Source organism: Bacillus sp. NPDC094064, from assembly GCF_050279585.1.
Classification (GTDB): Bacteria; Bacillota; Bacilli; order Bacillales; family Bacillaceae_G; genus Bacillus_A.
The window spans coordinates 1-22,043 of the sequence record NZ_JBNNUI010000002.1 but is presented as its reverse complement, the minus strand read 5'-3'; the positions used below and the strand labels follow the sequence as shown (position 1 = coordinate 22,043).

Below are 22,043 nucleotides of genomic sequence, written 5' to 3'. Positions count from 1 at the left end.
AAGAACATTCGTTTCCAATTGTAACAAACAATAATAAGTACGTCAAAATAATTATTATAAATAAGTATTATTTCTAATATGATTTTGAATTTTATTTGACAATTTTTTTAACAAAAAAGCGACTTACACAAATGCAAGCCGCTCTTTCTCTATTCTTTAATATTTACCCCGTACTCTTTAAACCAAACATGAATTTGCGCTAAATGAGCTAAAAGTTGAGGCCCAGTCATTAATTGACCGAACCATGGTGTTTGGAATGCACTTCCGCCAGACTCGATTAATCCACTCAGCTGCTTTTTATCAAACAATTCATGCAAAATGGAGCCTTTATCAGTTAATAAATCTTGAAGCCATACTGTTACCGCTTTTGTATAGTGCGGATTATGCGTTTTCGGATACGGACTTTTCTTTCTATACAATATATCATTTGGAAGTAATCCTTCTAGCGCTTTACGCAATAGACCTTTTTCGCGGTTTTTATACATTTTCATTTCCCAAGGAATATTCCACGCATATTCGACAAGTCGGTGGTCAGCAAATGGAACACGTACTTCTAAGCTTGCTCCCATACTCATACGGTCTTTTCTGTCTAATAATGTTGTCATAAACCATACCATGTTTAAATAAAATAATTGTCTTCTTTTCGCTTCTAGTGGGCTTTCCCCCTCTAAAATCGGAACCTCTTGAATGGATTCTTCATAGCGCCTTTGTACATATTGTTGTAAATTTAGTTTACTTCTCCATTCTTTTTTTAGCAGTTGCTCCCGCGCCTCTGTAGAACGCATCCACGGAAATGCACTTGATTGCAAATCGTCTTCTCTATAAAACCACGGATACCCACCGAATATTTCATCTGCACATTCTCCAGATAAACCGACAACAAAATCTTGTTTAATTTCACGGCAAAACCATAATAATGACGAATCAATGTCTGCCATACCAGGCAAATCACGAACGAGTACTGCTTCTGTTAAATACTCTGCCAGCTGTTCATTCGAAATGACGCATCGATGATGAATTGTTTCAAATGTCTCCGTCATTAAATTAATAAACGGCGCATCTGAATTTGGCTGGAATGCATTTGCTTTAAAGTATTTTTCATTATCTTCGTAATCAATTGAATACGTGTGTAGTCGCCCTTTCCCTGCCCTTTCATACTCTTTCGCAGCAATTGCTGTAATCGCACTCGAATCTACGCCGCCCGATAAAAAAGTGCATAACGGTACGTCAGAAACGAGCTGCCTTGTAATGGCATCTTGTAATAAAAAGCGCGTCTTCTCTACTGTTTCTTCAAAAGAATCTTCATGTTTTTTACTTTCAACATTCCAATATCTCCATATACATAAACCATTCTTTGAAAATGTCATCGCATGGCCCGGACGCAATTCTTTCATACCAGCATAAATACCATGGCCAGGCGTTCTAGATGGTCCGAGACCGAATACTTCTGATAAACCTTCTAACGTTACTTCCGCCTTCACATCTGGATGTGCCAATATTGCTTTTAACTCGGATCCAAATAATAATCGTCCGCTATCATATTTATAAAAAAGCGGTTTTACACCTAATCGATCTCTGGCAATAAACACTTGCTCTTTCTGTTCATCCCATACTGCAAACGCATATATACCGTTTAAATGATCGACACATTCTTCTTTCCATTCAATATAAGAAGCTAATAACACTTCCGTATCTGAGTGGCCTTTGAACGTATATCCTCTTCTTAACAATTCTTTTCGAATATCTTCTGTATTATATAGTTCACCGTTGTAGCAAATGGCATAATTCGTTTCATCCTTTAAACAGGTCATTGGCTGTTTACCACCCTCAGGGTCCACAACAATTAACCGCTTATGCCCAAATGCAACATTTCCTTTAATCCAAACTTTATTATCATCTGGACCACGCTTCGATAATGTCTCAGCCATCTTCGTAACGACGTCTCTTTCTCCTTCTAATGAGCGTTTATAATCCACCCATCCTGTAATCCCGCACATATGAATCATCCTTCCATCTTATTTCTTTTCCTAAACAAGCAGTAATCCCCACCCTAGAGGTGCGGATCAAAAAAATGACAAACTTGACGATAACCTACTATCCACATATGGAATAGCATTTTCACTCAGTAAAACGTGTTTTATTGTATGCCCACCTATGTCTAGATGTGTCTAGTTATAAAGAACGCACGAACTGTCTATAACAAGAATAACTACTTTCAATAAAGGAGAAATCATGTATGATACAACGTAAACATATTTTATATAACCAACCCCGCGCTCATACAGTCGGTAATGTAGAATATATAAACAATGAATGGGTGTTCTTTGATGATGAAAATGAGGAAGCATTTTTATTAGAAGATATTGCCGAAGACGGGTTTGAAATTTTGTATAACAACAATTGGCTTCCTGCCCGTTTCTACGAACAAGATGTATTACAAATCGCCAACGAGCAGCACCATTTGCAAAACGGTGAAATGATACGTATTCGAAAAAAATTACTTCTTAGCTATCATGAATGGCTTGAGGAATTACCTGATTCTGTCTTTACATTATTAACCGAGTCATTGCAATCCCTTCACTACTCTTTATATGATTGCATGTATTGTCATAATTATTTATCCTTCTTACCGAAAGAGGAAGCATGCGAAGGAGTAAACATTCTTTTATTCGATAACGAAGAGATGATCTGTACATTGCAGCACCATTTCGTTCGTCACGCTACTTCAAATAAAAACATGTTCCGTTTTACTAAAGTAAATGGAGAAGAGTTACATATTGATGCGACATAAAGTGAAACTTTAATGAGGGGGGTTTTGTTCATCACCACTCATTATCAGCCTGACTTCCACCTAATTCCTTTGTTCCAGCCAAATTTTAAGATAGGAGTTTTGTTGCCCACAAATAGCCGGATAAAATAAAAACCACCTTATCTCCCAAATCCTGGAGGTCATAAGGTGGTTTTATTTTTATTTGAATACGTACCAGCCAATCGGTAATTTTAGTCCAAGATAAATTACCGCTACTAGTGCGACAATAAATAAGCCCCAAACCGCCCCTGTTGGTTTGTTTTTGCTCATTTTTACAAGAACCATTTCCATGCCGCCAATGACTAAAATACCAGCTAACATTTTCATGCCGTACCACATGTGCATGCTACCTGTTGCTGTCTTTACAATACTCATGTACAACATGAAGCCTGTCACAATAATGAAGATATACATTAGGCGAAGCCCCATATGTACACCTTTCCCTTTTCTTCCTGCCAAATAAAGTGAATACGCCACAAAGAATAAAATTAAACCTAACGCCCATGCTGTAATATGCATATGTACCATCGTATCCCTTACCTCCTCTTTTCACACTTTTTCACTTTATATGATAACATGTTCATTTATTTTCAGGAAATGTTTCGCTTTTTTACATTTAAATGATATAATATTTAGAGTATTTACAAACTTCTTGTAATAACAAAAGGGGGAACAATCATGATTCAAACTAAGGATATTATCGAACTTACAGACACATACGGAGCAAATAACTACCATCCACTTCCAATCGTTATTTCTAAAGCAGAAGGTGTTTGGGTAGAAGACCCTGAAGGAAACCGCTATATGGACTTACTAAGTGCATATTCTGCAGTAAACCAAGGTCACCGCCATCCAAAAATTATTAACGCTTTAATCGAACAAGCTAATCGTGTTACGTTAACTTCTCGTGCTTTCCATAGTGATCAACTAGGTCCTTGGTACGAAAAAGTTGCGAAACTAACTAATAAAGAAATGGTACTTCCTATGAACACAGGTGCTGAAGCTGTTGAAACTGCAATTAAAACAGTTCGCCGCTGGGCTTATGATGTGAAGAAAGTAGAAGCAAACCGCGCTGAAATCATCGTTTGTGAAGATAACTTCCACGGACGTACAATGGGTTCTGTTTCTATGTCTTCAAACGAAGAGTACAAGCGTGGATTCGGTCCAATGCTTCCAGGCATCGTTGTAATTCCTTACGGTGATTTAGAAGCATTAAAAGCTGCAATTACGCCAAACACAGCAGCATTCATTTTAGAGCCAATTCAAGGTGAAGCAGGAATTAACATCCCACCAGCTGGTTACTTAAAAGAAGCTCTTGAAGTATGTAAAAAAGAAAACGTTTTATTCGTAGCAGATGAAATCCAAACAGGCTTAGGCCGTACTGGTAAAGTATTTGCTTGTGATTGGGACAATGTAACTCCTGACATGTACATACTTGGTAAAGCACTTGGTGGCGGCGTATTCCCAATCTCTTGCGTTGCAGCAAACCGCGACATTTTAGGCGTATTTGAGCCAGGTTCTCACGGTTCTACATTCGGTGGTAACCCACTTGCATGTGCTGTTTCTATCGCAGCTCTTGAAGTATTAGAAGAAGAAAAATTAACAGAGCGTTCTCTTCAATTAGGAGAAAAATTAGTTGGGCAATTAAAAGAAATTGATAACCCAATGATCACTGAAGTTCGCGGTAAAGGTTTATTCATCGGTATCGAATTAAACGAGCCAGCTCGTCCTTACTGTGAACAATTAAAAGCAGCTGGTCTATTATGTAAAGAAACGCATGAAAATGTAATTCGTATCGCACCACCTCTAGTAATCTCTGAAGAAGATTTAGAGTGGGCATTCCAAAAAATTAAAGCTGTATTATCGTAATGATAGAGAGGTTGTCCTAATGCGCAGGACAACCTCTTCCTTTCTCTAATCATTTACCTTAAAATAAGATTGAATATTCAGTTTTTTAAAGGAGGAGGAACTGCGTGCTATTAAAATATGGGAAACATATTAACTATTTAGCTACTATTCTTATTTCTATTACATTCATCGGATTCCTATTATCCACAACGTTACTCAGTCACTATTCCACTTCTCATACATTTACATTACTTAAAGCCTCATTTTGGGCTTCCGTTTTCCTTACAGTTATCGGATTTGATCGTGAAAGAAGTTCTCTTGCCGTTATGCTAATCGGGATTTGTACGTTAGCACTTATCGGATTTTATATTTTCGCTATTTTAGATTTTTTCAATAATCCAAGGCCATAAAAAAGAGCTATCTTTTTATAAGATAGCTCCTTTCTTCATTTCACTATATTTCGCAAAGTACCAATTCCTTCTACTGTAATAACCACTTCATCACCTGCATGCAAAAATTTCGGTGGTGTAAAACCTTTTCCTACACCAGCTGGCGTTCCAGTTGCAATAATATCTCCCGGTTCTAACGTCATCCCTTTACTTATCGTTGAAATAATTTCTTCTATTGAAAAAATCATTTTATTTGTATTTGAAGATTGCCTTACTTCTCCATTCACTACTGTTTCAATGTGTAATGCGTTTGGCGTTCTAACCATCGATTTATGAATTAAATACGGTCCCATCGGACAAAACGTATCGAAGCTTTTCCCAAGGAAAAACTGCTTATGCTTCCTTTGAATGTCTCGAGCAGTTACATCATTTATAACCGTATAACCAAAAACATGCTCAAGCGCTTTTTCTTTTTTTATTTGTTTCCCTCGCTTGCCAATAATGATAGCTAGTTCTCCTTCATAGTCTAGTTCATCCGTTGCATGAGGGTGACCATTAATTTGCTCATTTATGCCAATAACTGTTGTTGGCGCTTTCGTAAAGATCATGATATTTTCTGGAATAGACTCTACTCCGCCCATTTCTACTGCATGCTCACGATAGTTTTTTCCAACGCACAGAATATTCTTTCTCGGCCTTGGAATCGGTGCTAATATTTTCACCTCTGTTAACGGATAATACGCCGCTTCCCCGTTCTCTTTTGCCCAATTTACAATTTCACATACCTTCTCAAAGCATTCAGTCCCTCTTTCAATACACTCTAACATTGTAATAGGAATTGTAACCTTTTCCCCTTTTTGCCTTTGCGCTTCCCTTAAATGCAATACCTTTTCTTCTTCTTCATCCACAATACCTACAAATACCTTTTCTTCTTTCTTCGCCGTTACAAAACGCAATATTTCCACTCTCCATCCTAAAACTCATACCATTTAATTGTATTCGCATCCGTAAGAAAAAAACCTTCTCATGCACGCTAATTTTTACAATATTCTTCTCGTACTCTATTCGTTACTCAGCACTATTTGACATAAAATGTAGAAATTATACTTTTTTTAGCGAAAGTGTTTCTTTTTTATGGGATTTTTGTATAATATGTACTACATATATACATAAAATTTATTGAGAGATGGAGCCGATTTCAATGTTTGAGCAAGCTATCGAAAAAAAACGCGAAAAAATGATCTATTTTGCTGAACGCTACGGAATGACTTCTCAAAAAACAGTAAATTGTAGCCAAGAATTGGACAGGCTCTTAAATGTCATTTGGCACATACACACAGATTACACACACACTCAAATGTTCGAAACACATTCGTAATATCGGATGTGTTTCTTTTATTTCAAAAAAGTACACATTTTATTAAAAACGCCCATACAATAGTAGAAAAGAAAATTTAAAAAACGAAGGGTGTTTTGTATGCCAGCTATGGTTGGACATATTCGTATCGTTAATATCGGATCAAGTGGGATTTTTCATATTGGAGATGTATTTGCGATTAGGCCCATTAGTTATTCACGCGCTTTCGCTGGGGCCGGCTCTTTTAATGTTGGAGATAATGTTTCTGTCTACAATTATCAAAGTTCAACGACTGTCAACGATTCAGATGTAATCGATCAAGCAATTATTGGTGCAACTTAAAGGAGGCGATTACATTGAATCTTTACGTAAACCAAAGTATTATCATCAACAGTATTAAGATTGATAGCATTACAACCTCTTCTGTATTCCAAATTGGTACTGCCGGAAGTATTAAAGCTCTATCTAAATTTTCAAATACTGGTGGATTTACAGAGCCTCTTCGCCCATTACAGGCGAAAGGACAAATTATTTCCATCAAACCATCAACTAGTTCTTCTTAAGGCATCCTTGTCATAAATATATAGCAGGAATATATTTACCCTCCCTATTGAAAAGGAGGTTTCACAAAATGAATCAAGATATATATACTTACTTACACCAACTTCAACAAGCTCTCCAAATACAACAGGCAACCATCCTTAACCTAGAAGAACAAGTCCGCCTATTACAAGAAGAGCTTACTGAATTAAAAAGTCGTCCCTCCTCTTCTATAGGAAAAGTGGAATACAAATTCGATCAATTAAAAGTAGAAAACTTAAATGGCACTTTAAATATTGGTTTAAATCCATTTTCAGCAAAAGGACAACAAATTGAGAATTTTGAAGTGGATACAGAAACATTGAAGGTAAATCCTGAAACTGACACAAACCCAGACTTTTACCAAGGTATCCTCCAGGAAATGCATCGATACTTAGATGAAGAAGCATATAGTCGAATTCTCCATTTTGAACAAGAAGAGAGAACGCCACTTGATGAGATGTATCGACAAATGATGGTGGATGACATAAAAAAACAGATGGAACATAGACTTCCTTATTACTTATCACAAGCTCAATCGTATGAAGGGATTTCAACAGATCCTGATTATTTACGAGACCTCATTATTCAAGCAATGAAACAAGATATTGACAAAGCCTTCCTCTCCTTTATTCAGCACATACCGGGCAATTATAGAAAGGAGTAAATATGCATGAATTTAAATGTTATAAACCGAGAAATAAAAGTTGGAAACATAAAAATGAATGGTGTATCTTCATCCGCACTTTTTTTAATTGGAGATGCAAATTTTCTCATTATGTCTTCCATTCTTGATACACCATTCGAATCCGTTACAGAGGGACCATTTGTACCGCTTGTAACAGATGTCCCTCCGACTCCAAGTTGAGGTGAGGAAAAATTATGCTCCGCCATACTTCAGTTGTACAAAATGTTTCTATCATTTCTATGGGGGTTGCGGCCGTCTTCCAAGTTGGGGATGCAAATCAAATGGACTTAAAAAATAGAGCGCTTATTGTTCACCGAGAAATACCTTGTTATATAAAAGGCGAAGGTCGTTTTAATGCGTTTGAAATTTTTACAGATGAACACATTACAATTCCAAAACGCACAACTGATGTAAAAATGAATATTGTCAATGAATGCCCTTTTATTGAAGTCAATGATGTTGAATTACGAACACTTTTAAATTCCGGTTGCTTTCAAATCGGCAATGTTGATTATGTTTTCTCTAATTCTCGTACACTACAGATTCGTCAATATATTACAAATGAACCTTCTAATAAATAAATCATATAGTAATTAAAAAGCTTAGAAAAGTAGGTGAATGGTATGCCCTCTGTTGTTGGAAATCTTGTCGTTCAAAACAGTAATGGCTCTTTTAATTTAGGAGATTTTTATAACGTATCTCCGAAAGAAAATACGAAAGCTTATAACGGATCTGGCGCTTCCAATGTTGGATTTGTCGTGAATACGTTTAGCGGCGTTAGTGCAACAAATACGTTTGATTCTGATGTGGCGGATCAAGATCAGATTGGAACAGCGTAGAAAAAGAGGTGCCCTTCGTACGGGTAGACAGTAAAAAATGTCTCCGATGCCCAAGGTATCGGAGACATTTTTTACAACCTTTGAATAAACCGCTGTATTTTTGGCATACTCAAATAGAAATTCCCTTGATTCATATTTTATGGAGCCATTAGAAGTTGCTCCGTTGATCTCTAATTTTCGGTACCGCCACGCTTCTTCCCAGTCTTACTAATATCTTAAAAGAAGCTGCTAAGCACTGAACCAAGATGCTTGCGAAAAATATTTCATCTTTTCCCACAACTATTTGATAGGTGAATATATTTATCTAAAAGGTTATGGGAGGTTTCTTTTTCATGTTTTTTTAATACTTCTTGTATTGCAGTACCTGTTTTACTTTCAAAACTACCCTCTAATTTTGATGCTATATTACGGATACTCGTTTGCAGAACGTGAAACTCCCTAATATTTTTTTGTAAAGTATGGTTGTCCTCCTTTATAATATCTAATGCTTTCAGGTCTACCTCTGTTTTTAGCATTACACGTTCCATTTGTCTTTCGATTTGTTTTTTAGCAGCTTGTAATTCATCAATAACTTGATTGGCTAAGTCCCCTGTTGTATTAGCAATTTGATTTTCTATTTTTCTTATTTCTTCAATGAAATTCATTTTACACCCCTCACTTTACTAACCCTTTGAAATTTTTATTTAATTGACCATCTTTGTCTCTTAATGAATTAGCTGCATAGACAATTTCTTCCCCAAACTGTTGAAATTCTCTTTGTTTCTTTTTTAAATTATGTATTAATTCTTCTGCAAGTTGTACATTATAAAAATATTCTTGACCATTTTGAGTTGTTTTTGCGACTTCTCGAATAGCATCGTCTATTTCATATTCTGCTAAAAGATGATATTTTCCACCTGGTTGTGTTTCATATTTTAATTTTCTTTTTAATTCTGATATTCTCTCTGCTTCTTTTTGTTGAAACTCCTCTATATTTCTAATTACAGTAGATACTACATCGCTTAACCGCTGAAATTCTCTTGCATGTTTAATAATTTCATCAGGCTCTAACTCTAATCGGACACTACCATTTTTACCGAACATGTCTTTAAAGGTCTTCATAGGATGTTCTCCCATAAATAACACCGCAAGGACTCTATCTACCCCATTACTTTTTGTTGTAAATTGTTTACCAATCGTAGGTGCCCCGAACTGTTCAAAATTTCCTACAGCATCTTTTTTATGTGTATAATCTACAGCTTTATTTTCCATGACACCTTCATCTACCCGTTTTTTTGCTTTATCACTAAGCAAGCGATAAATATTCGGTGCAGCAAATGTTGTTGTATAAAAATTTCTCTCTGCTGCTACATATTGAGCTTCTGCGGCCCCTTTACTGTGTCCAGTAGTGTGAACAGAAGTTGGTTCATATTTTTTATTCACTTTATCTACAAACTCTAGCGCACTATCAAATGATGTAGGTAGATTTTGTACCTTTCCATCTACCATACCTAAGTTTTTTTTCATCCCACCTGAAATCTGAAATGTGTCTGTAGATAAGTCTCCATCAAATTTCCCAAACTCTGTTCCACGGAATGAATAGATGATATTTTCATAATGTTTTTTATTTGGTTTATATTCTTCTGCAGGTACTACAGCGATTGCTTGCAATCCGTTTTTTATTTTCTCTTTATCTGCATCTATTGTTTCTATAACTTTCCATTCTTGACCATTAAATCCTGTTATTTTTGCTCCCTTTTTTAAGACTTCGTCATCATAAACATGATCCGAGAGTTTAAAATAATCTTCATCTGTCGCAATAGGATTCTTTTTAAATTCATTCATATGTTTCAACTCATTTCATGGTATATTTTAACTATATTCAACTTCAAGGGGATATCCTATGAAAAACAAATTGGTAATTTTTACATTTATTATTTGTATTATAGCAGGAGGGTATTTTACTATGGAATACTTAAAACAAAAAGAACAGGAAGAAAAATTTTGGAAAGTGCAAGAAGCAAGAGTCGAAAAGTATATACATTATAATATTAAGGATGTAAAAACGATTACATTTAAGGAGCACAGTGTAAGTCCAATGGGTGTTCCTAGATTAAAAGGTTATATAAACAATGATGAAAAATTAGATTTTATAGCTTATATTAGTACTACAGAAAATTTTGAAGATGATTTTACATGTTCTGGAGAATTAGATGAAATGATAAAAAAACCAGCAAAATCTGTAACCGAAATTGCAAAAGAAGAGAAAAGAGAAGAGTAGTCTTTGCACTACTCTTCTCTTTTGCTTCCCGTTTTAAAAAGAATGCAGCGGGACGCTTTTTATAAGGACTAAGGAAGTTATATAATACTCTTTTTATTTAAATGATAACCCGCTCTCCTCCAAAGCTTTTCTAAGCTTCGGCATAGACGCAGGTCCCATTCCATGCAGTTTTAAAATTTCTTTCTCGCTATAAATTGAGAGTTCTTCTACAGTGTGAATTCCATGATGTTCTAGTGCCCTTCTTGCTGGCGCTGAAAGAAGAGAGAGAAAACCTTCTTTTGGCTTTCTCTCTTTCTCACAGGTTGGGCAAGTTGGACAATCGCTACTTTTATAGTACTCGTGTCCCTGTTCACAAGTTCTTAACGTTGCCATTTTTTATAGCCCCTTTCTGCTCTCTATTCCTCAATATGCACAACATGATTCCCATCAAAGAAGTATAAACACTTCTCTTTCACAGGATGTTGTAAGCTTTTTTCGAGTGCTTTTGCATATAACGAAAGCTGCACTTTATATCGATCTTCTAAAATTGGTTTCGCTTGATCGAATCCGCCTGGGAACTTTCCTTCAATCGTATCCGTTTTAAAGTCGATTAACGTAATGCCGTCTTCCTCTTCAATCATGCAGTCGATAACCCCTTGGACAAGAATTGCTTCTTCGCTCTTCCCTTGCCAATCTTGATATGCTTCTTCTGCTGCCAGCATCATCGTAAATGGTACTTCACGCTCTACACTTTTTGCCGCTAATACTCTTTTACCTAAATCACTGTCAAAGAATGAAATTACTTTTTCAATCGCTATTTCTTCCGCCTGCTCGAATGTTAATAATTCTTTATTTACCATTGCTGCGATTTGTTCTTGTAGCGTTTCGGTCGTAATCGGTTTCTTCAAATCAACATGCTGCATAACAGCATGGACTGCTGTTCCGCGCTCTGCGTACGTTAATCCTTTTTTCTCCATGAAACGAGGACGCGTTTTAATTGGCGCACGTAGTTTTTTAATAAAGGCGTTATCACTACCATCTTCTGATTGATAGTTTCTCTTTATTTCTGTAACAGATTGCTTCGCGCGGTGAGATGTTGCTTCCTCATATCCGTACTTCCACATTAATCTATCGTACACTTCTTCTTTCCGTTCACTTTCTAACGGAACAGCCTTTTTCTCACGCAACGCTTCTAACAATTCTTGTTTCTCTTCCTGAACTGGTTCTGGTGCAAGTAACGTGTTACCATCAACAACTTCTACTTTCCAACTAGTGTCATACCCATAAATTTCACCTGGAATATTTCCTTGTCCTAATTCAAGTAGCATTTCACTATCACGATGTCTATATAGTGAAGGGGCAATCCAGTCTAAATAACAAGACGCTCCGGCACGAATGTGATCTGGTAATAACCATTCACTATGCTCCCTCGCATCAAGCCATTTTTCCATTTCCTTATTTGCATCCTTAACTGTCCCGATTAAAATTAACTTCTCTTTCGCACGCGTTAACGCTACGTATAATACGCGCATTTCTTCCGCAATTAATTCCATTTTCATTTTACGCTTAATCGCAAGTTGTGATAATGTCGTATATTTAATACGTTTACGAGGATCGATAAATTGCGAACCGAAACCGAAATCTTTATGCAGTAAGAAACGTTTCATTAAGTCTTGTGTATTAAAGCGGCGACCTAGTCCAGCTACGAATACGACCGGGAACTCAAGTCCTTTACTTTTATGAATCGTCATAATGCGAACGACATCTTCTTGTTCCCCTAAAGCTCTTGCCGTACCCATATCATCACCGCGTTCTAAAATACGTTCAATAAAGCGTAAGAAACGGAATAATCCTCTAAATGATGTTGCTTCGTATTGCCTTGCACGGTCGTATAATACACGCAAGTTCGCTTGCCTTTGCTTTCCAGCTGGTAAACCGCCAACGAAGTCGTAATACCCTGTCTCACCATATACTTTCCAAATTAAATCAGAAAGAGATTGTTGACGCGCGAATTCACGCCATCCTTGCAGTAAATTATAAAACCACTCTAATTTATCATGTAGTTCTTGCTCTTCTTCAAGCGGCGCTCCTTTTAAGAACGAGCTCATTACTTCATAAAATGACCCTTTCTTTCCGTGAGCACGAAGCATTGCAAGTTCTTCATCATTTAATCCTACAATCGGTGAACGAAGCACTGCTGCGAGCGGGATATCTTGCATCGGATTATCGATAACGCGGAATACGTTCATCATAATATTTACTTCTGTTGCCTCGAAGTAACCAGTCGCCAGGTCTGCATATACCGGTATTCCTTGCAATTTTAATTCTTCCATAATTTGCGGCGCCCACGGCATCGAGCGAAGTAAAATAACGAAATCACGGTATTGTACCGGGCGCATACTATCATTTTTACGGTCATACACTTCATAACCTGAATCAACCATCGCTTTAATGCGCTGCGCCATAAGACGGGCTTCTAGTTGTGCTTTTTCTACTTCTGCACCTTCTTCTCCGTCCATTACTTCTTCTTCCGTTTGCTGAATGCATAGTAGTTCAGCCGCTACATCTTCACCTTCTGGATAGCTAGCACCTAGCTTTAATTCAGCGTCAGCATCGTAATCGATTTCCCCAACTTCTTCGCCCATAATTTGTTTGAAGATAAAGTTCGTACCTGCTAGCACTTCATGACGACTACGGAAATTTTTTGCTAAGTCAATCTTCATTCCGCCGCCCGATCCTTCTTGTGTGAAGCGTTTATACTTTCCTAAGAATAGGCCTGGTTCTGCTAGTCGGAAACGATAAATCGACTGCTTTACGTCGCCAACCATGAACAAGTTTCCTTCACTCTCAGAATCTTTCGTTACGAATTTAATAATCGATTCCTGTACGAAGTTCGTGTCTTGATATTCATCGACTAATACTTCAGCAAATTTATTACGATATTGAAGTGCTACTGCGGACGGTTTCATTTCACCGTCTTCACTTTGCTCACTTAAAATTTGTAAACAGAAATGCTCTAAATCTGTGAAATCGACCATTCCTTTATCGCGCTTCATCGCTTGGAAACGCTCTGTAAATACTTTTACGAGCTGAACGAGTTTCTCTAATACAGGATGCATATCTTGAAAATCTCGTAAGAAACTTTCTGGTCTGCGGCTAAATAGCTCTTCTTGTAATTTCTTCACTTCATCTTTCGCTTTGTTGCGAAGAGAGTCTACTTGTTTTACAACATCTTCGTTGTAATCACTTTTCTTAATACGCTTTAACGTTTGCCACGATACATTTTGCATCGCTTCATACAAACTTGTCCACGATTCGCGGGCTGCTGATGATAACGTTCCAAGTAAAGCTACATCTGCTTGCAGGGTTTCAACGCGAGGCGCTGGGCCATCTGGAAGCATCGCGAGTTCCGTCGCTTTTCGAATATGCTGTTCCGCCGTTTCAAGCTGGAATTTCACATCTTCTAATAAGTAAGAAGCGTACACTAAATCTTCAATTGTCTTTCCTTCTACGTCGTATGCTTCTACTAATTTATCAAGCCATTTCTCCGGATTTGGATGCGCTCTTGATTCTGTATGAAGCGCTAAAATCATACGTTGTAAATCATCATCACTACGATCACTCGTATAACGATCAACGAGTTCAAAGAATATCGTATTATCTTCAATTCCATACTCTTCTTCTAATATGTCATCTAATACTTCTTCTTTTAATAATTCATTTTCTGTTTGATTTGCAATGCGGAAACGAGGATCCACATCAAGCATGTAGTAGTATCCTCTAATTACTTGTAAACAAAATGAGTGAATCGTTGAGATAGAAGCTTTATTTAATAGGCTCAGCTGCTTTCTTACGTGCTGCGAACTCGGCTCATCAATTAATACTTTTTCTAACGCTTCCCCAATTCGGTTTTTCATCTCTTGCGCCGCTGCGTTCGTAAATGTTACAACGAGCAGGCGGTCGACATCGACTGGATTTTCTTCGTTTATAATCTTTTTAATAATACGTTCGACTAATACTGCTGTTTTTCCTGATCCAGCTGCCGCTGCGACTAAAATATCACGTCCATTCGCTACAACGGCTTTCCACTGGTCATCTGTCCATTGACTACCTTCTGGTTTTTTAGGCCAATTTTCTATCATTCTCCGCCAACCTCCTCTCTTATTTTCTCCATCGCTTCGCTATCTTTCATATCTTTTAATGCACGGAACTGATTATCTTCAAGTGACTCATCAAACTGACAAACAGATTTGAAGTTACAGAACGTACATGCCGCTTTATTCCCCATTTTATAAGGTGCAATATCGATAACACCTTCTGTAATGTCTTTTCCGATATTTTCAAACGTATGGTGTACGTATTTTTGCAGTACGTTAAAATCTTGCTCACTTGCAATACTTGAACGCGCACTAAAGCTACCGTCTTTTTTCAGACCAGCAGAAATAATATCTGAACTTCCTGTTGAAAGCTTGTTATCCATTAAACGAACAACGTCAGCATCTCCTAGTACGAGCCCTTTCATTTTAAATTTCTTCAAAATTTCTTTTTCAATTTCTGCTTCCGTTGCGTCACCTTTCATTTCAACAATCGGGTTATGAATATGGAAGTACAGTACACCAGCTGGTGATGCTGTGTCGCCTTTTTTCATCCACGTCTGTGCGTTTGAAGTAACAACATCTAAATACGTTAACATTTGAAGCGCCAATCCGTAATACACTTCCGTTAAGTCTAACGCTTTTGCACTTGATTTATAGTCAATAATACGAAGGAACGTACCGCTCTCATCTTCCGCCTTATCGACACGGTCAATACGGCCGACCACTTCCATCTTCACACCATTTGGCAATGCGAATTCCATCGGCGGAAGCGATCCTGCACCGCCCATACCGAACGGCACTTCTAAATCAACTGGTACAAATCCGCTTGACTTCGCATGTTCTCGTAGAATGATTGACGTACGGAAAATAATTTGTTGTAGTTTTTGTTTTAAATAGAAATGACGGTTTGAACTTAATAAAATTTGCCTTTGTAATAACGGCGCGATTTCTTCTATTACTAAAACAGAAAGATGCTCACACTCTTTTATTGATAAATCCGCCCAAGTGCGGTTTTCACGCAACAACTTGTCCGCAATTTTCTTTAGTGCTGCGTGGAATAACTCGCCAATATCTGGTGCATCAAGCTTGAAAATATCACGCTCTCTTAGCGATAAACCGTGTTGCGCAAAATGAGCGTACGCACAACGGTTAAATAATTCCATACGAGAGACGCTTCCCTTAATTGTATCTCCGTATAAATCCCTACTTACAGCTGTACTTAGTTTTTGCGCACGATTTCGGTAAAATAAACTTGATAGCACGCGGCTACTTTTTTGTTTCCATTCATCGGAAGTTACGTAGAAGTTATATACGTCCCACCAAAAGTCTAAATTCCCTTCAAATCCGTATCGCTTCCACGTTTGTAATTGCTGCATAACGTAAGATAACGTCACTTCTGGCGTTGCTACGTATGAAATTTGTTCAGAACGCGATAAGTCGTTTACGTCATTCGTAATAAACGAGTCTTTTACATCTGGGAACATTCTTTTTATTTTCTTAATGAAACTAGACGCTAGTAACGTCTTTCCTTCTTCATCTGCAAGCGGGCATGAAATGTATAATTTCTCAGTCGCTCTCGTTACCATTTGGTACATAACGAACTGTTCTTCTAATAAAGTTTGTCTCGTCGTTGGCGCTAATTCAATTCCTGCCGCGCCAAGAACTTCTCTTTCCTCATCAGAAAGCATTCCTTCATCCATCGGTGCTGCTGGTATGACACCTTCATTTACGCCGATAATGAAGGTTGCTTTCACATTTGATAAGCGAGAGTGATCAATATTCGCAACTAATACTTGATCTAATGACGGCGGAATGTTGGCGAATTGAAGCGCCTCAAGACCTGTCGACATAACGTCTGTAAACATAGAAAGTGACATTTTCTCTTCACCAAGCATCTCTACAAACGTATCAAGAAGGCTCATTACTTCTTCCCACACTTGCTCATGGTCTGTCGCAAATAAGAAATCTCCGCTCTCTTCTGCACGTATACGTAATTCCTCTAGCTTCTTCGGAACGTCCAGTTCTTCTAAAAATAAGTAAACGGCTTCGCACATTTGCATAACAGTTCCCGCACGCTTCAGTCTTTTTTGCATGCGAATAACAGGCGTTCTTACAACGTCACGCAGCCTGTTTATTTTCTCTTCCATTTCACGCTCACTGTCTGTAATCATCCCGTTCGTATCGTCAAGAGAACGATAGCGGCGATACATCCACGGATCCTCAGAAGTCCATCTCTTTCCTTGTACACCGTACGCTAGGCAGTAATTTTCAAACTCATCCATCTCTTCGCGCATCGCTTCTTTTCTTACGTCTAGCGGATATAAAAGCTCCGTTTTCACGCAACGGAACACTGCATCATAGCGCCAATTCCCGCTAATAATCTCGAGTGCAGAACGAATGCATTCTACTAATGGATGATGTGACATCGGGCGTTTTTCATCGATGAAATGCGGAATATTATAATCCGTAAATAACGTTCGCATCACATCGTAATAACTTTCTCCGTTACGAAGAAGGACTGCAATATCTCGGTAACGATACTGTTCATCCGCGACAAGTTTACGAATTTCACGAGCAACCCCTTCTACTTCCGCTCGTAAATTCGCTGCTGTACTAATTGTGACACTTGCTTCCCCATGAAACTTTTCATTTGGACGAGCTTCATAATGCGCTTCTAAATGAGCTAATGCCGGAGAATGAAAACGAGGCTGTTCCATGAGTGGAATTGTTTTTTCAATTTCTATTTTCTCTTCACGTGCTACTTGTTTTATTTTTTCATATGTTAACGTCGTCTCATAAAATAGGTCCAGTTCATTTACTGGCTGCGCTAACGTTTTTTCATCTATCGTTAACGTAATTGTGACTCTCGCTCCGCACATCATGAGCTTTCTTAAAATTTCTAGCTCTTGCGGGGAGAATGAATGAAATCCATCTATATAAATTTCAGCTCCATTTACATATTCAGACTGCGGAAGCTTTTCCACTAGTAATTGCAAGTAGTCTTCTGAATCTAAATACTTTCCAATTAAAGCACGTTCAAAATCATCGTATAATAGTTGTAAATCATATACTTTATTCGCTAATAGCTTTTGTTCTGCACTGCTACTATGCGCATCTAATTGTTGCCACATTTCATATACGTTAGATGGCGTCACATTATACCGTTTAAACTCTGCAATCATACTGCCAAGATGTTCAAAGAAACCGTTTTGCTCCGCTGCTTTTTGGAACACCGATAATCCATCTTTACGAGACTCTACAATTTTACGAAGTAACATATGTACGCCCGCTTCATCAATATGAAGACGGCTCGCTCCGCCAACTTCTTGCAGCACTTTCCACGCTAATCGTGAAAAACTAAAAACTTGTGCCCGAATAGAACCTCTTACATCCTCACTTCCAATTAACGCCTGCTGCGTTTGGAATGTCATCTGTTCTGGCACAAGATATAATATTGTTTTCCCTCTCGGGCGCTGTTTTAACTCTTCCTGTACTTCGTGTAAACAAAGTGTACTTTTTCCACTTCCCGCTCTACCAATCACAAATCGAAGTGACATGTAACCCCACCTTTCACTTACATAACGAACGTTAGTTTGCTACTATAATTGTATTATAGTACACGAAAAAAGACAAACGGAGTTGTTTGTCTTTTCTATACTTCTACTTCATTATATCAACCTTTTGAAAAATTCGTTTGTACCTCTTTAATTGGCCAATATCGTAAATCAACTTTACCGACAACTGTATCAGCTTTCACAAATCCGAAGTGCCTACTATCCCAACTACCGAGTCGATTATCACCAATTACAAAAATATAACCGGGAGGTACAGACTTTTCTTTCGTTAACTCTTCTAGTTTAAAATCGCCCGTTAGTTGCCGTCCACTTATCTCTTTCTTAAATGTTTCTAAATAAGGCTCATCAACGAATTGTCCATTTATATAGAGTTTATCATGCTTATATTCGATATGATCCCCAGGTAAACCGATAATTCGTTTTACATAGTCCTCTTTTTGATTCGCATGAAACACAACAACATCGAACCTGTTCAAGTCCCCTACTTGATAACTCACCTTATTGACAACGAGCATATTGCCATCTTGCAATGTCGGCATCATTGACTTCCCCTCTACAACGTACGTTGAAAAGAAAAACGTTCGAAAAAATACAGCTAATAATACACCAATTAAAATTGTTCGTATCCACTCTATGCCTTCTTTTTTCAAAGTTTTCTTCATCCGCTTCTCCCCTTACCCTTTAATAATGAAGCTTGCCTTTACAAAGAAGACTATTCTTAATGTAGTTCTAACTTTACTTCAATTTTTTTACCGACATACCATAAAATAAAAATACAAATTGCTACAATTACTGATTTCACCGGGTTATGAATAAATGACATTAAATCATGACCGATATACGTTAAAATAAAAATCATCACAAGCTTTCCAAATACTAATGCAAGTCCAAACTGCTTTACGCTAATGCGAGATAAACCAGCGACAACGTTTATAAGCGCAGACGGTGTAAACGGAAAACAAAATATGACGAAAATCGGTGCGAATCCTTTTCTTTCAATCCATCCCATTGCCTTTCGCACTCTCTCATGCTTATTTACAAAAGAAAAGAAACGACTGCGTCCAAAATGACGGATAATGAAAAAAACAAGCATGGCACCTATTACCGAGCCAATCCATGAATATAGAAAACCGTACCAAAATCCAAATGCAACAGCATTCGCTAACACAAACACAATAAGTGGTAATGCTGGAATGAGTGCTTCTATCATCGGTAAACCAATACCAAGAAGTGGTCCGAACGCTTTATAACTTTCCACAATATGATCCATATTTTCTGGTGAAAAATACTCTTTGATTGACTGAAAATCCATTCTACACTTTACCCCTTTACTCTATTACTACCTCTACTGTATCACTGCTTAAATGAAAGAGGAATTGGTAGATACGACATATGGAGATGTATTTATTAAACTTTCCATACCTTTCATTAGAATTCCTTCATTATTATGCTATGATAATCTATCAATATTCGACAGAACGTGAAGTTAATTTAGATAACGTGCCGGGATTATAGCTTAATGGTTATATTTTTATGAGAAAGAAGAAAATACAGAAAGTAATAATTAGTCTTTTTCATAAGAATACCCTTACTACATGTAAGGGTATTTCTATCTATATGGAAATGAGTAGCCTTTTCTATTGGCTAGTTCTTACAAGCAATTTTTTTAGCAAGCGTACACTGTCAATCACGATAAGTATTAATATATGTAAGAAAGATAGTATTAATACTGTACTCGAAATAGGTAACATTCGAAATTTGTATAGAAATTTATCAATCATATATATATCTTCTTCATTCGTTATAGTTGCAGGAGTAAAGATAAGGTAATCTTTCCAATTATCTATCCAAGTTAAATTAACTGCGGAAAATCCCATCGTTCCTAACCACAAGTAAAGAAAAATTGGTATAAGAATCATATATTGCAGGCTATGTAATATCTTTCTTTGCTTCTTACATTCAATAATTTGAAAGACAATAAGTGCCAGTACATACACGATTGACAGAAAACATACTATAGTAACAAACGGTTGAATTGAAAAAGCAAATAGCAATTTATCAATTTCACTAATTTGACTATAATCTGTTGCATTTTGAGGTGTGAAAACAAAATATCGTTTATCAGCATCTATCATCAACTGACTACCAGTGAAACTAGTAAACATAAATGTAAGAAAAAATATAGGCAAAACAAGAATATATTGCGCCCAAAATAACAGGGTCCTTTTCAACATACCATCTCCTTTTTATACAGGATGAAAAAAATATAATGTATGTTCACACTATAGTAAGTATATAGAATAATTCCCATTATATTGTAATTCTATATTATCTTGAGCCCTTCGAGAACAAAAAGTTTGTACATTTCTCTCGTTTTATTTATGAATCTTACAGCGTAAACGGTATATATAATGAAATCAAAAAGGATGAGTCTCCCCACCCTTTTCCTCTCATACATCCTCTTCTCTAACAACATACACTTTCTCATAAGCTGGTTTTAATGTTAATCCATCTCTTTGATCGACCTCTTTAAAACAAGGATTCCCTTGTTTTTTCCTACGATCTTCATACTCTGTACGCAATTTCGCTGTACGATTTTGTTGATTTTCAAAACTAGTTCTTGATATTTCTAACTTCACAGCAAAGCCATTTATAAATCTAATAATAAGATTTCCATCTTTTAATTCTTTATTACTTTCAATATAAAAATGAGACAACCACGCGCACTCTTTTCTAGAATAAGAATAGGTAGGGAAAAAATAAAGTTGATCTGTCGGACTAATCGCGATCGGTGCTTTATGTGTAATATGAGTTAACTCTTTCGTTCCTTCTTTTCTGCCTAAGAAACTAGAGCCATGTTTGCGGCAACTTCTTTCTATAATATCTAGAGGCTTTTGAAATACGAAAAAAGAATCTTCTATTTCAACAACTCGCGTAACAATTTTCTTTTCACTAAGGATAACAGGAAGTAAGGCCATCGTATTTTTATTTACAACATAATTTTCAACATAACGTTCTACTTTATTTTCCATACTCTATTATCTCCTTTTTATCATTTATATTAGCAGCTGCATTTATAATTTTAGCACTTGCAAATAGGAAATGGCTTACTGATTCCGCTTTTTTACAATCTTTTATCATTTATTAAACAACTTATAAATTTTAAAACACCGATATAGAGATAAATGAATTTATAGTGATAAAAAAGCAATTGCTATCTACAAATAGTAGCAATTGCTTCCTCTTTTTACATCATTACAACAATTACCTCTGCTATAATTAAAATACAAAGCCAATATATGGAGGTTCCTTATGGAAGAAAAAGAGATTCAACCAAACATTCACATGAAAAATAGCAGCATTGTGATCATAAAAAACTCAGCTAGTATTATATTTGGTTTATTTTTCATTCTACTATTTTTCGCCAAACCATTTCGCAAATCCAAATGTCCAGAATGTAAGAAACGTGAGAAGAAAAAAGCAGAAAAAGAACAATAAAAAAAGGATGGCATGAGCCATCCTTTTTTCCAGAGTGTTTGGAAACCCTTTAGGGTTCCTAACACTCTGGAATCTTTTTTGATTTTAGCGAATGAAAACAACATAAAATAATAGAATTTAGAAAA

Annotated in this window: 24 protein-coding genes; 12 read left to right on the top strand and 12 right to left on the bottom strand. The window is 36.8% G+C overall.

Annotated elements, in window-relative coordinates:
* Positions 1 to 149: 149 nt before the first annotated feature.
* Positions 150 to 1,997: an asparagine synthase (glutamine-hydrolyzing) gene (gene asnB, locus ACQKNI_RS04650; RefSeq protein ID WP_088231457.1), complete on the bottom strand. Its 1,848-nt coding sequence runs from the start codon at positions 1,995 to 1,997 to the stop codon at positions 150 to 152.
* A gap of 239 nt (positions 1,998 to 2,236) precedes the next feature.
* Here asnB and ACQKNI_RS04645 point away from each other — a divergent pair, with 239 nt between their 5' ends.
* Complete coding sequence (locus ACQKNI_RS04645) at positions 2,237 to 2,791, top strand: DUF2777 domain-containing protein (protein WP_088231458.1); 555 nt, start codon at positions 2,237 to 2,239, stop codon at positions 2,789 to 2,791.
* Between the two features lie 177 nt (positions 2,792 to 2,968).
* Here ACQKNI_RS04645 and ACQKNI_RS04640 read toward each other — a convergent pair whose 3' ends face one another.
* Positions 2,969 to 3,337: a YisL family protein gene (locus tag ACQKNI_RS04640; protein ID WP_427282229.1), complete on the bottom strand. Its 369-nt coding sequence runs from the start codon at positions 3,335 to 3,337 to the stop codon at positions 2,969 to 2,971.
* 150 nt (positions 3,338 to 3,487) lie between these two features.
* Between ACQKNI_RS04640 and rocD the strand changes: the two genes are divergently transcribed.
* Together rocD and ACQKNI_RS04630 are read left to right on the top strand one after the other, a co-directional pair.
* The gene (rocD, locus tag ACQKNI_RS04635) at positions 3,488 to 4,678 is read left to right on the top strand and encodes an ornithine aminotransferase (RefSeq protein ID WP_088231460.1); all 1,191 of its coding nucleotides are present in this window, start codon (positions 3,488 to 3,490) and stop codon (positions 4,676 to 4,678) included.
* A 104-nt stretch (positions 4,679 to 4,782) separates the two neighbouring features.
* Complete coding sequence (locus tag ACQKNI_RS04630; protein ID WP_088231461.1) at positions 4,783 to 5,067, top strand: hypothetical protein; 285 nt, start codon at positions 4,783 to 4,785, stop codon at positions 5,065 to 5,067.
* A gap of 35 nt (positions 5,068 to 5,102) precedes the next feature.
* Here ACQKNI_RS04630 and ACQKNI_RS04625 read toward each other — a convergent pair whose 3' ends face one another.
* A complete protein-coding gene (locus ACQKNI_RS04625; protein ID WP_170933773.1) occupies positions 5,103 to 6,002 on the bottom strand; it encodes a fumarylacetoacetate hydrolase family protein in 900 nt (299 codons plus the stop codon).
* A 245-nt stretch (positions 6,003 to 6,247) separates the two neighbouring features.
* Here ACQKNI_RS04625 and ACQKNI_RS04620 point away from each other — a divergent pair, with 245 nt between their 5' ends.
* The 7 genes from ACQKNI_RS04620 (at position 6,248) to gerPF (ending at position 8,509) form a co-directional block, all read left to right on the top strand.
* On the top strand, positions 6,248 to 6,424 hold the full coding sequence (locus ACQKNI_RS04620) for an aspartyl-phosphate phosphatase Spo0E family protein (protein ID WP_088231463.1): 177 nt from the start codon (positions 6,248 to 6,250) through the stop codon (positions 6,422 to 6,424).
* Between the two features lie 99 nt (positions 6,425 to 6,523).
* Positions 6,524 to 6,745 carry a spore germination protein GerPA gene (gene gerPA, locus ACQKNI_RS04615; RefSeq protein ID WP_088231464.1) on the top strand — a complete coding sequence of 74 codons (222 nt, stop codon included), beginning with the start codon at positions 6,524 to 6,526 and terminating at the stop codon, positions 6,743 to 6,745.
* Positions 6,746 to 6,759: 14 nt separating this feature from the next.
* Positions 6,760 to 6,966, top strand: a complete 207-nt coding sequence (gene gerPB, locus ACQKNI_RS04610; RefSeq protein ID WP_001055456.1) for a spore germination protein GerPB — start codon at positions 6,760 to 6,762, stop codon at positions 6,964 to 6,966.
* Positions 6,967 to 7,034: 68 nt separating this feature from the next.
* The gene (locus ACQKNI_RS04605) at positions 7,035 to 7,649 is read left to right on the top strand and encodes a spore germination protein GerPC (protein ID WP_088231465.1); all 615 of its coding nucleotides are present in this window, start codon (positions 7,035 to 7,037) and stop codon (positions 7,647 to 7,649) included.
* A 6-nt stretch (positions 7,650 to 7,655) separates the two neighbouring features.
* Complete coding sequence (locus tag ACQKNI_RS04600; RefSeq protein ID WP_088231466.1) at positions 7,656 to 7,850, top strand: spore gernimation protein GerPD; 195 nt, start codon at positions 7,656 to 7,658, stop codon at positions 7,848 to 7,850.
* A gap of 14 nt (positions 7,851 to 7,864) precedes the next feature.
* Positions 7,865 to 8,251: a spore germination protein GerPE gene (locus ACQKNI_RS04595; protein ID WP_088231467.1), complete on the top strand. Its 387-nt coding sequence runs from the start codon at positions 7,865 to 7,867 to the stop codon at positions 8,249 to 8,251.
* A 42-nt stretch (positions 8,252 to 8,293) separates the two neighbouring features.
* Positions 8,294 to 8,509: a spore germination protein GerPF gene (gene gerPF / locus ACQKNI_RS04590; protein WP_001141570.1), complete on the top strand. Its 216-nt coding sequence runs from the start codon at positions 8,294 to 8,296 to the stop codon at positions 8,507 to 8,509.
* Positions 8,510 to 8,772: 263 nt separating this feature from the next.
* Here the strand turns inward: gerPF and ACQKNI_RS04585 are convergent, their stop codons facing one another.
* On the bottom strand, positions 8,773 to 9,153 hold the full coding sequence (locus tag ACQKNI_RS04585) for a hypothetical protein (protein ID WP_071711096.1): 381 nt from the start codon (positions 9,151 to 9,153) through the stop codon (positions 8,773 to 8,775).
* Between the two features lie 10 nt (positions 9,154 to 9,163).
* Positions 9,164 to 10,333 (bottom strand): hypothetical protein, encoded by a 1,170-nt coding sequence (locus ACQKNI_RS04580; RefSeq protein ID WP_088231468.1) that lies wholly within the window; start codon positions 10,331 to 10,333, stop codon positions 9,164 to 9,166.
* Between the two features lie 58 nt (positions 10,334 to 10,391).
* Between ACQKNI_RS04580 and ACQKNI_RS04575 the strand changes: the two genes are divergently transcribed.
* The gene (locus tag ACQKNI_RS04575) at positions 10,392 to 10,769 is read left to right on the top strand and encodes a DUF1433 domain-containing protein (RefSeq protein ID WP_098252446.1); all 378 of its coding nucleotides are present in this window, start codon (positions 10,392 to 10,394) and stop codon (positions 10,767 to 10,769) included.
* 93 nt (positions 10,770 to 10,862) lie between these two features.
* On the opposite strand, the gene ACQKNI_RS04570 is transcribed toward ACQKNI_RS04575, so the two are convergent.
* From ACQKNI_RS04570 to ACQKNI_RS04540, 7 genes are all read right to left on the bottom strand, one after another.
* Positions 10,863 to 11,141 carry an RNA polymerase alpha subunit C-terminal domain-containing protein gene (locus ACQKNI_RS04570; protein ID WP_088231471.1) on the bottom strand — a complete coding sequence of 93 codons (279 nt, stop codon included), beginning with the start codon at positions 11,139 to 11,141 and terminating at the stop codon, positions 10,863 to 10,865.
* 23 nt (positions 11,142 to 11,164) lie between these two features.
* Entirely contained in the window at positions 11,165 to 14,890 is a 3,726-nt protein-coding gene (gene addA / locus ACQKNI_RS04565) for a helicase-exonuclease AddAB subunit AddA (protein WP_088231472.1), read from the bottom strand.
* Complete coding sequence (addB, locus tag ACQKNI_RS04560) at positions 14,887 to 18,402, bottom strand: helicase-exonuclease AddAB subunit AddB (RefSeq protein WP_427282227.1); 3,516 nt, start codon at positions 18,400 to 18,402, stop codon at positions 14,887 to 14,889. Before addB ends, addA begins: the two co-directional genes overlap by 4 nt.
* A gap of 116 nt (positions 18,403 to 18,518) precedes the next feature.
* Positions 18,519 to 19,082 carry a signal peptidase I gene (gene lepB, locus ACQKNI_RS04555; protein WP_088231474.1) on the bottom strand — a complete coding sequence of 188 codons (564 nt, stop codon included), beginning with the start codon at positions 19,080 to 19,082 and terminating at the stop codon, positions 18,519 to 18,521.
* Between the two features lie 56 nt (positions 19,083 to 19,138).
* Positions 19,139 to 19,732, bottom strand: a complete 594-nt coding sequence (locus ACQKNI_RS04550; RefSeq protein WP_088231475.1) for a TVP38/TMEM64 family protein — start codon at positions 19,730 to 19,732, stop codon at positions 19,139 to 19,141.
* Between the two features lie 325 nt (positions 19,733 to 20,057).
* Positions 20,058 to 20,654 (bottom strand): DUF4306 domain-containing protein, encoded by a 597-nt coding sequence (locus tag ACQKNI_RS04545; protein ID WP_088231476.1) that lies wholly within the window; start codon positions 20,652 to 20,654, stop codon positions 20,058 to 20,060.
* Between the two features lie 216 nt (positions 20,655 to 20,870).
* Complete coding sequence (locus tag ACQKNI_RS04540) at positions 20,871 to 21,452, bottom strand: competence protein ComK (protein ID WP_088231477.1); 582 nt, start codon at positions 21,450 to 21,452, stop codon at positions 20,871 to 20,873.
* A gap of 280 nt (positions 21,453 to 21,732) precedes the next feature.
* Here ACQKNI_RS04540 and ACQKNI_RS04535 point away from each other — a divergent pair, with 280 nt between their 5' ends.
* Positions 21,733 to 21,918 carry a hypothetical protein gene (locus tag ACQKNI_RS04535; protein WP_088231478.1) on the top strand — a complete coding sequence of 62 codons (186 nt, stop codon included), beginning with the start codon at positions 21,733 to 21,735 and terminating at the stop codon, positions 21,916 to 21,918.
* Positions 21,919 to 22,043 lie beyond the last annotated feature (125 nt).

Coding starts and splice junctions, on each gene's coding strand:
- asnB (WP_088231457.1), bottom strand. CDS start 1,997: ATGTGCGGGATTACAGGATGGGTGGATTATAAACGCTCATTAGAAGGA.
- ACQKNI_RS04645 (WP_088231458.1), top strand. CDS start 2,237: ATGATACAACGTAAACATATTTTATATAACCAACCCCGCGCTCATACA.
- ACQKNI_RS04640 (WP_427282229.1), bottom strand. CDS start 3,337: ATGGTACATATGCATATTACAGCATGGGCGTTAGGTTTAATTTTATTC.
- rocD (WP_088231460.1), top strand. CDS start 3,488: ATGATTCAAACTAAGGATATTATCGAACTTACAGACACATACGGAGCA.
- ACQKNI_RS04620 (WP_088231463.1), top strand. CDS start 6,248: ATGTTTGAGCAAGCTATCGAAAAAAAACGCGAAAAAATGATCTATTTT.
- gerPA (WP_088231464.1), top strand. CDS start 6,524: ATGCCAGCTATGGTTGGACATATTCGTATCGTTAATATCGGATCAAGT.
- ACQKNI_RS04605 (WP_088231465.1), top strand. CDS start 7,035: ATGAATCAAGATATATATACTTACTTACACCAACTTCAACAAGCTCTC.
- ACQKNI_RS04600 (WP_088231466.1), top strand. CDS start 7,656: ATGAATTTAAATGTTATAAACCGAGAAATAAAAGTTGGAAACATAAAA.
- ACQKNI_RS04595 (WP_088231467.1), top strand. CDS start 7,865: ATGCTCCGCCATACTTCAGTTGTACAAAATGTTTCTATCATTTCTATG.
- gerPF (WP_001141570.1), top strand. CDS start 8,294: ATGCCCTCTGTTGTTGGAAATCTTGTCGTTCAAAACAGTAATGGCTCT.
- ACQKNI_RS04585 (WP_071711096.1), bottom strand. CDS start 9,153: ATGAATTTCATTGAAGAAATAAGAAAAATAGAAAATCAAATTGCTAAT.
- ACQKNI_RS04580 (WP_088231468.1), bottom strand. CDS start 10,333: ATGAATGAATTTAAAAAGAATCCTATTGCGACAGATGAAGATTATTTT.
- ACQKNI_RS04575 (WP_098252446.1), top strand. CDS start 10,392: ATGAAAAACAAATTGGTAATTTTTACATTTATTATTTGTATTATAGCA.
- ACQKNI_RS04570 (WP_088231471.1), bottom strand. CDS start 11,141: ATGGCAACGTTAAGAACTTGTGAACAGGGACACGAGTACTATAAAAGT.
- addA (WP_088231472.1), bottom strand. CDS start 14,890: ATGATAGAAAATTGGCCTAAAAAACCAGAAGGTAGTCAATGGACAGAT.
- addB (WP_427282227.1), bottom strand. CDS start 18,402: ATGTCACTTCGATTTGTGATTGGTAGAGCGGGAAGTGGAAAAAGTACA.
- lepB (WP_088231474.1), bottom strand. CDS start 19,082: ATGAAGAAAACTTTGAAAAAAGAAGGCATAGAGTGGATACGAACAATT.
- ACQKNI_RS04550 (WP_088231475.1), bottom strand. CDS start 19,732: ATGGATTTTCAGTCAATCAAAGAGTATTTTTCACCAGAAAATATGGAT.
- ACQKNI_RS04545 (WP_088231476.1), bottom strand. CDS start 20,654: ATGTTGAAAAGGACCCTGTTATTTTGGGCGCAATATATTCTTGTTTTG.
- ACQKNI_RS04540 (WP_088231477.1), bottom strand. CDS start 21,452: ATGGAAAATAAAGTAGAACGTTATGTTGAAAATTATGTTGTAAATAAA.
- ACQKNI_RS04535 (WP_088231478.1), top strand. CDS start 21,733: ATGGAAGAAAAAGAGATTCAACCAAACATTCACATGAAAAATAGCAGC.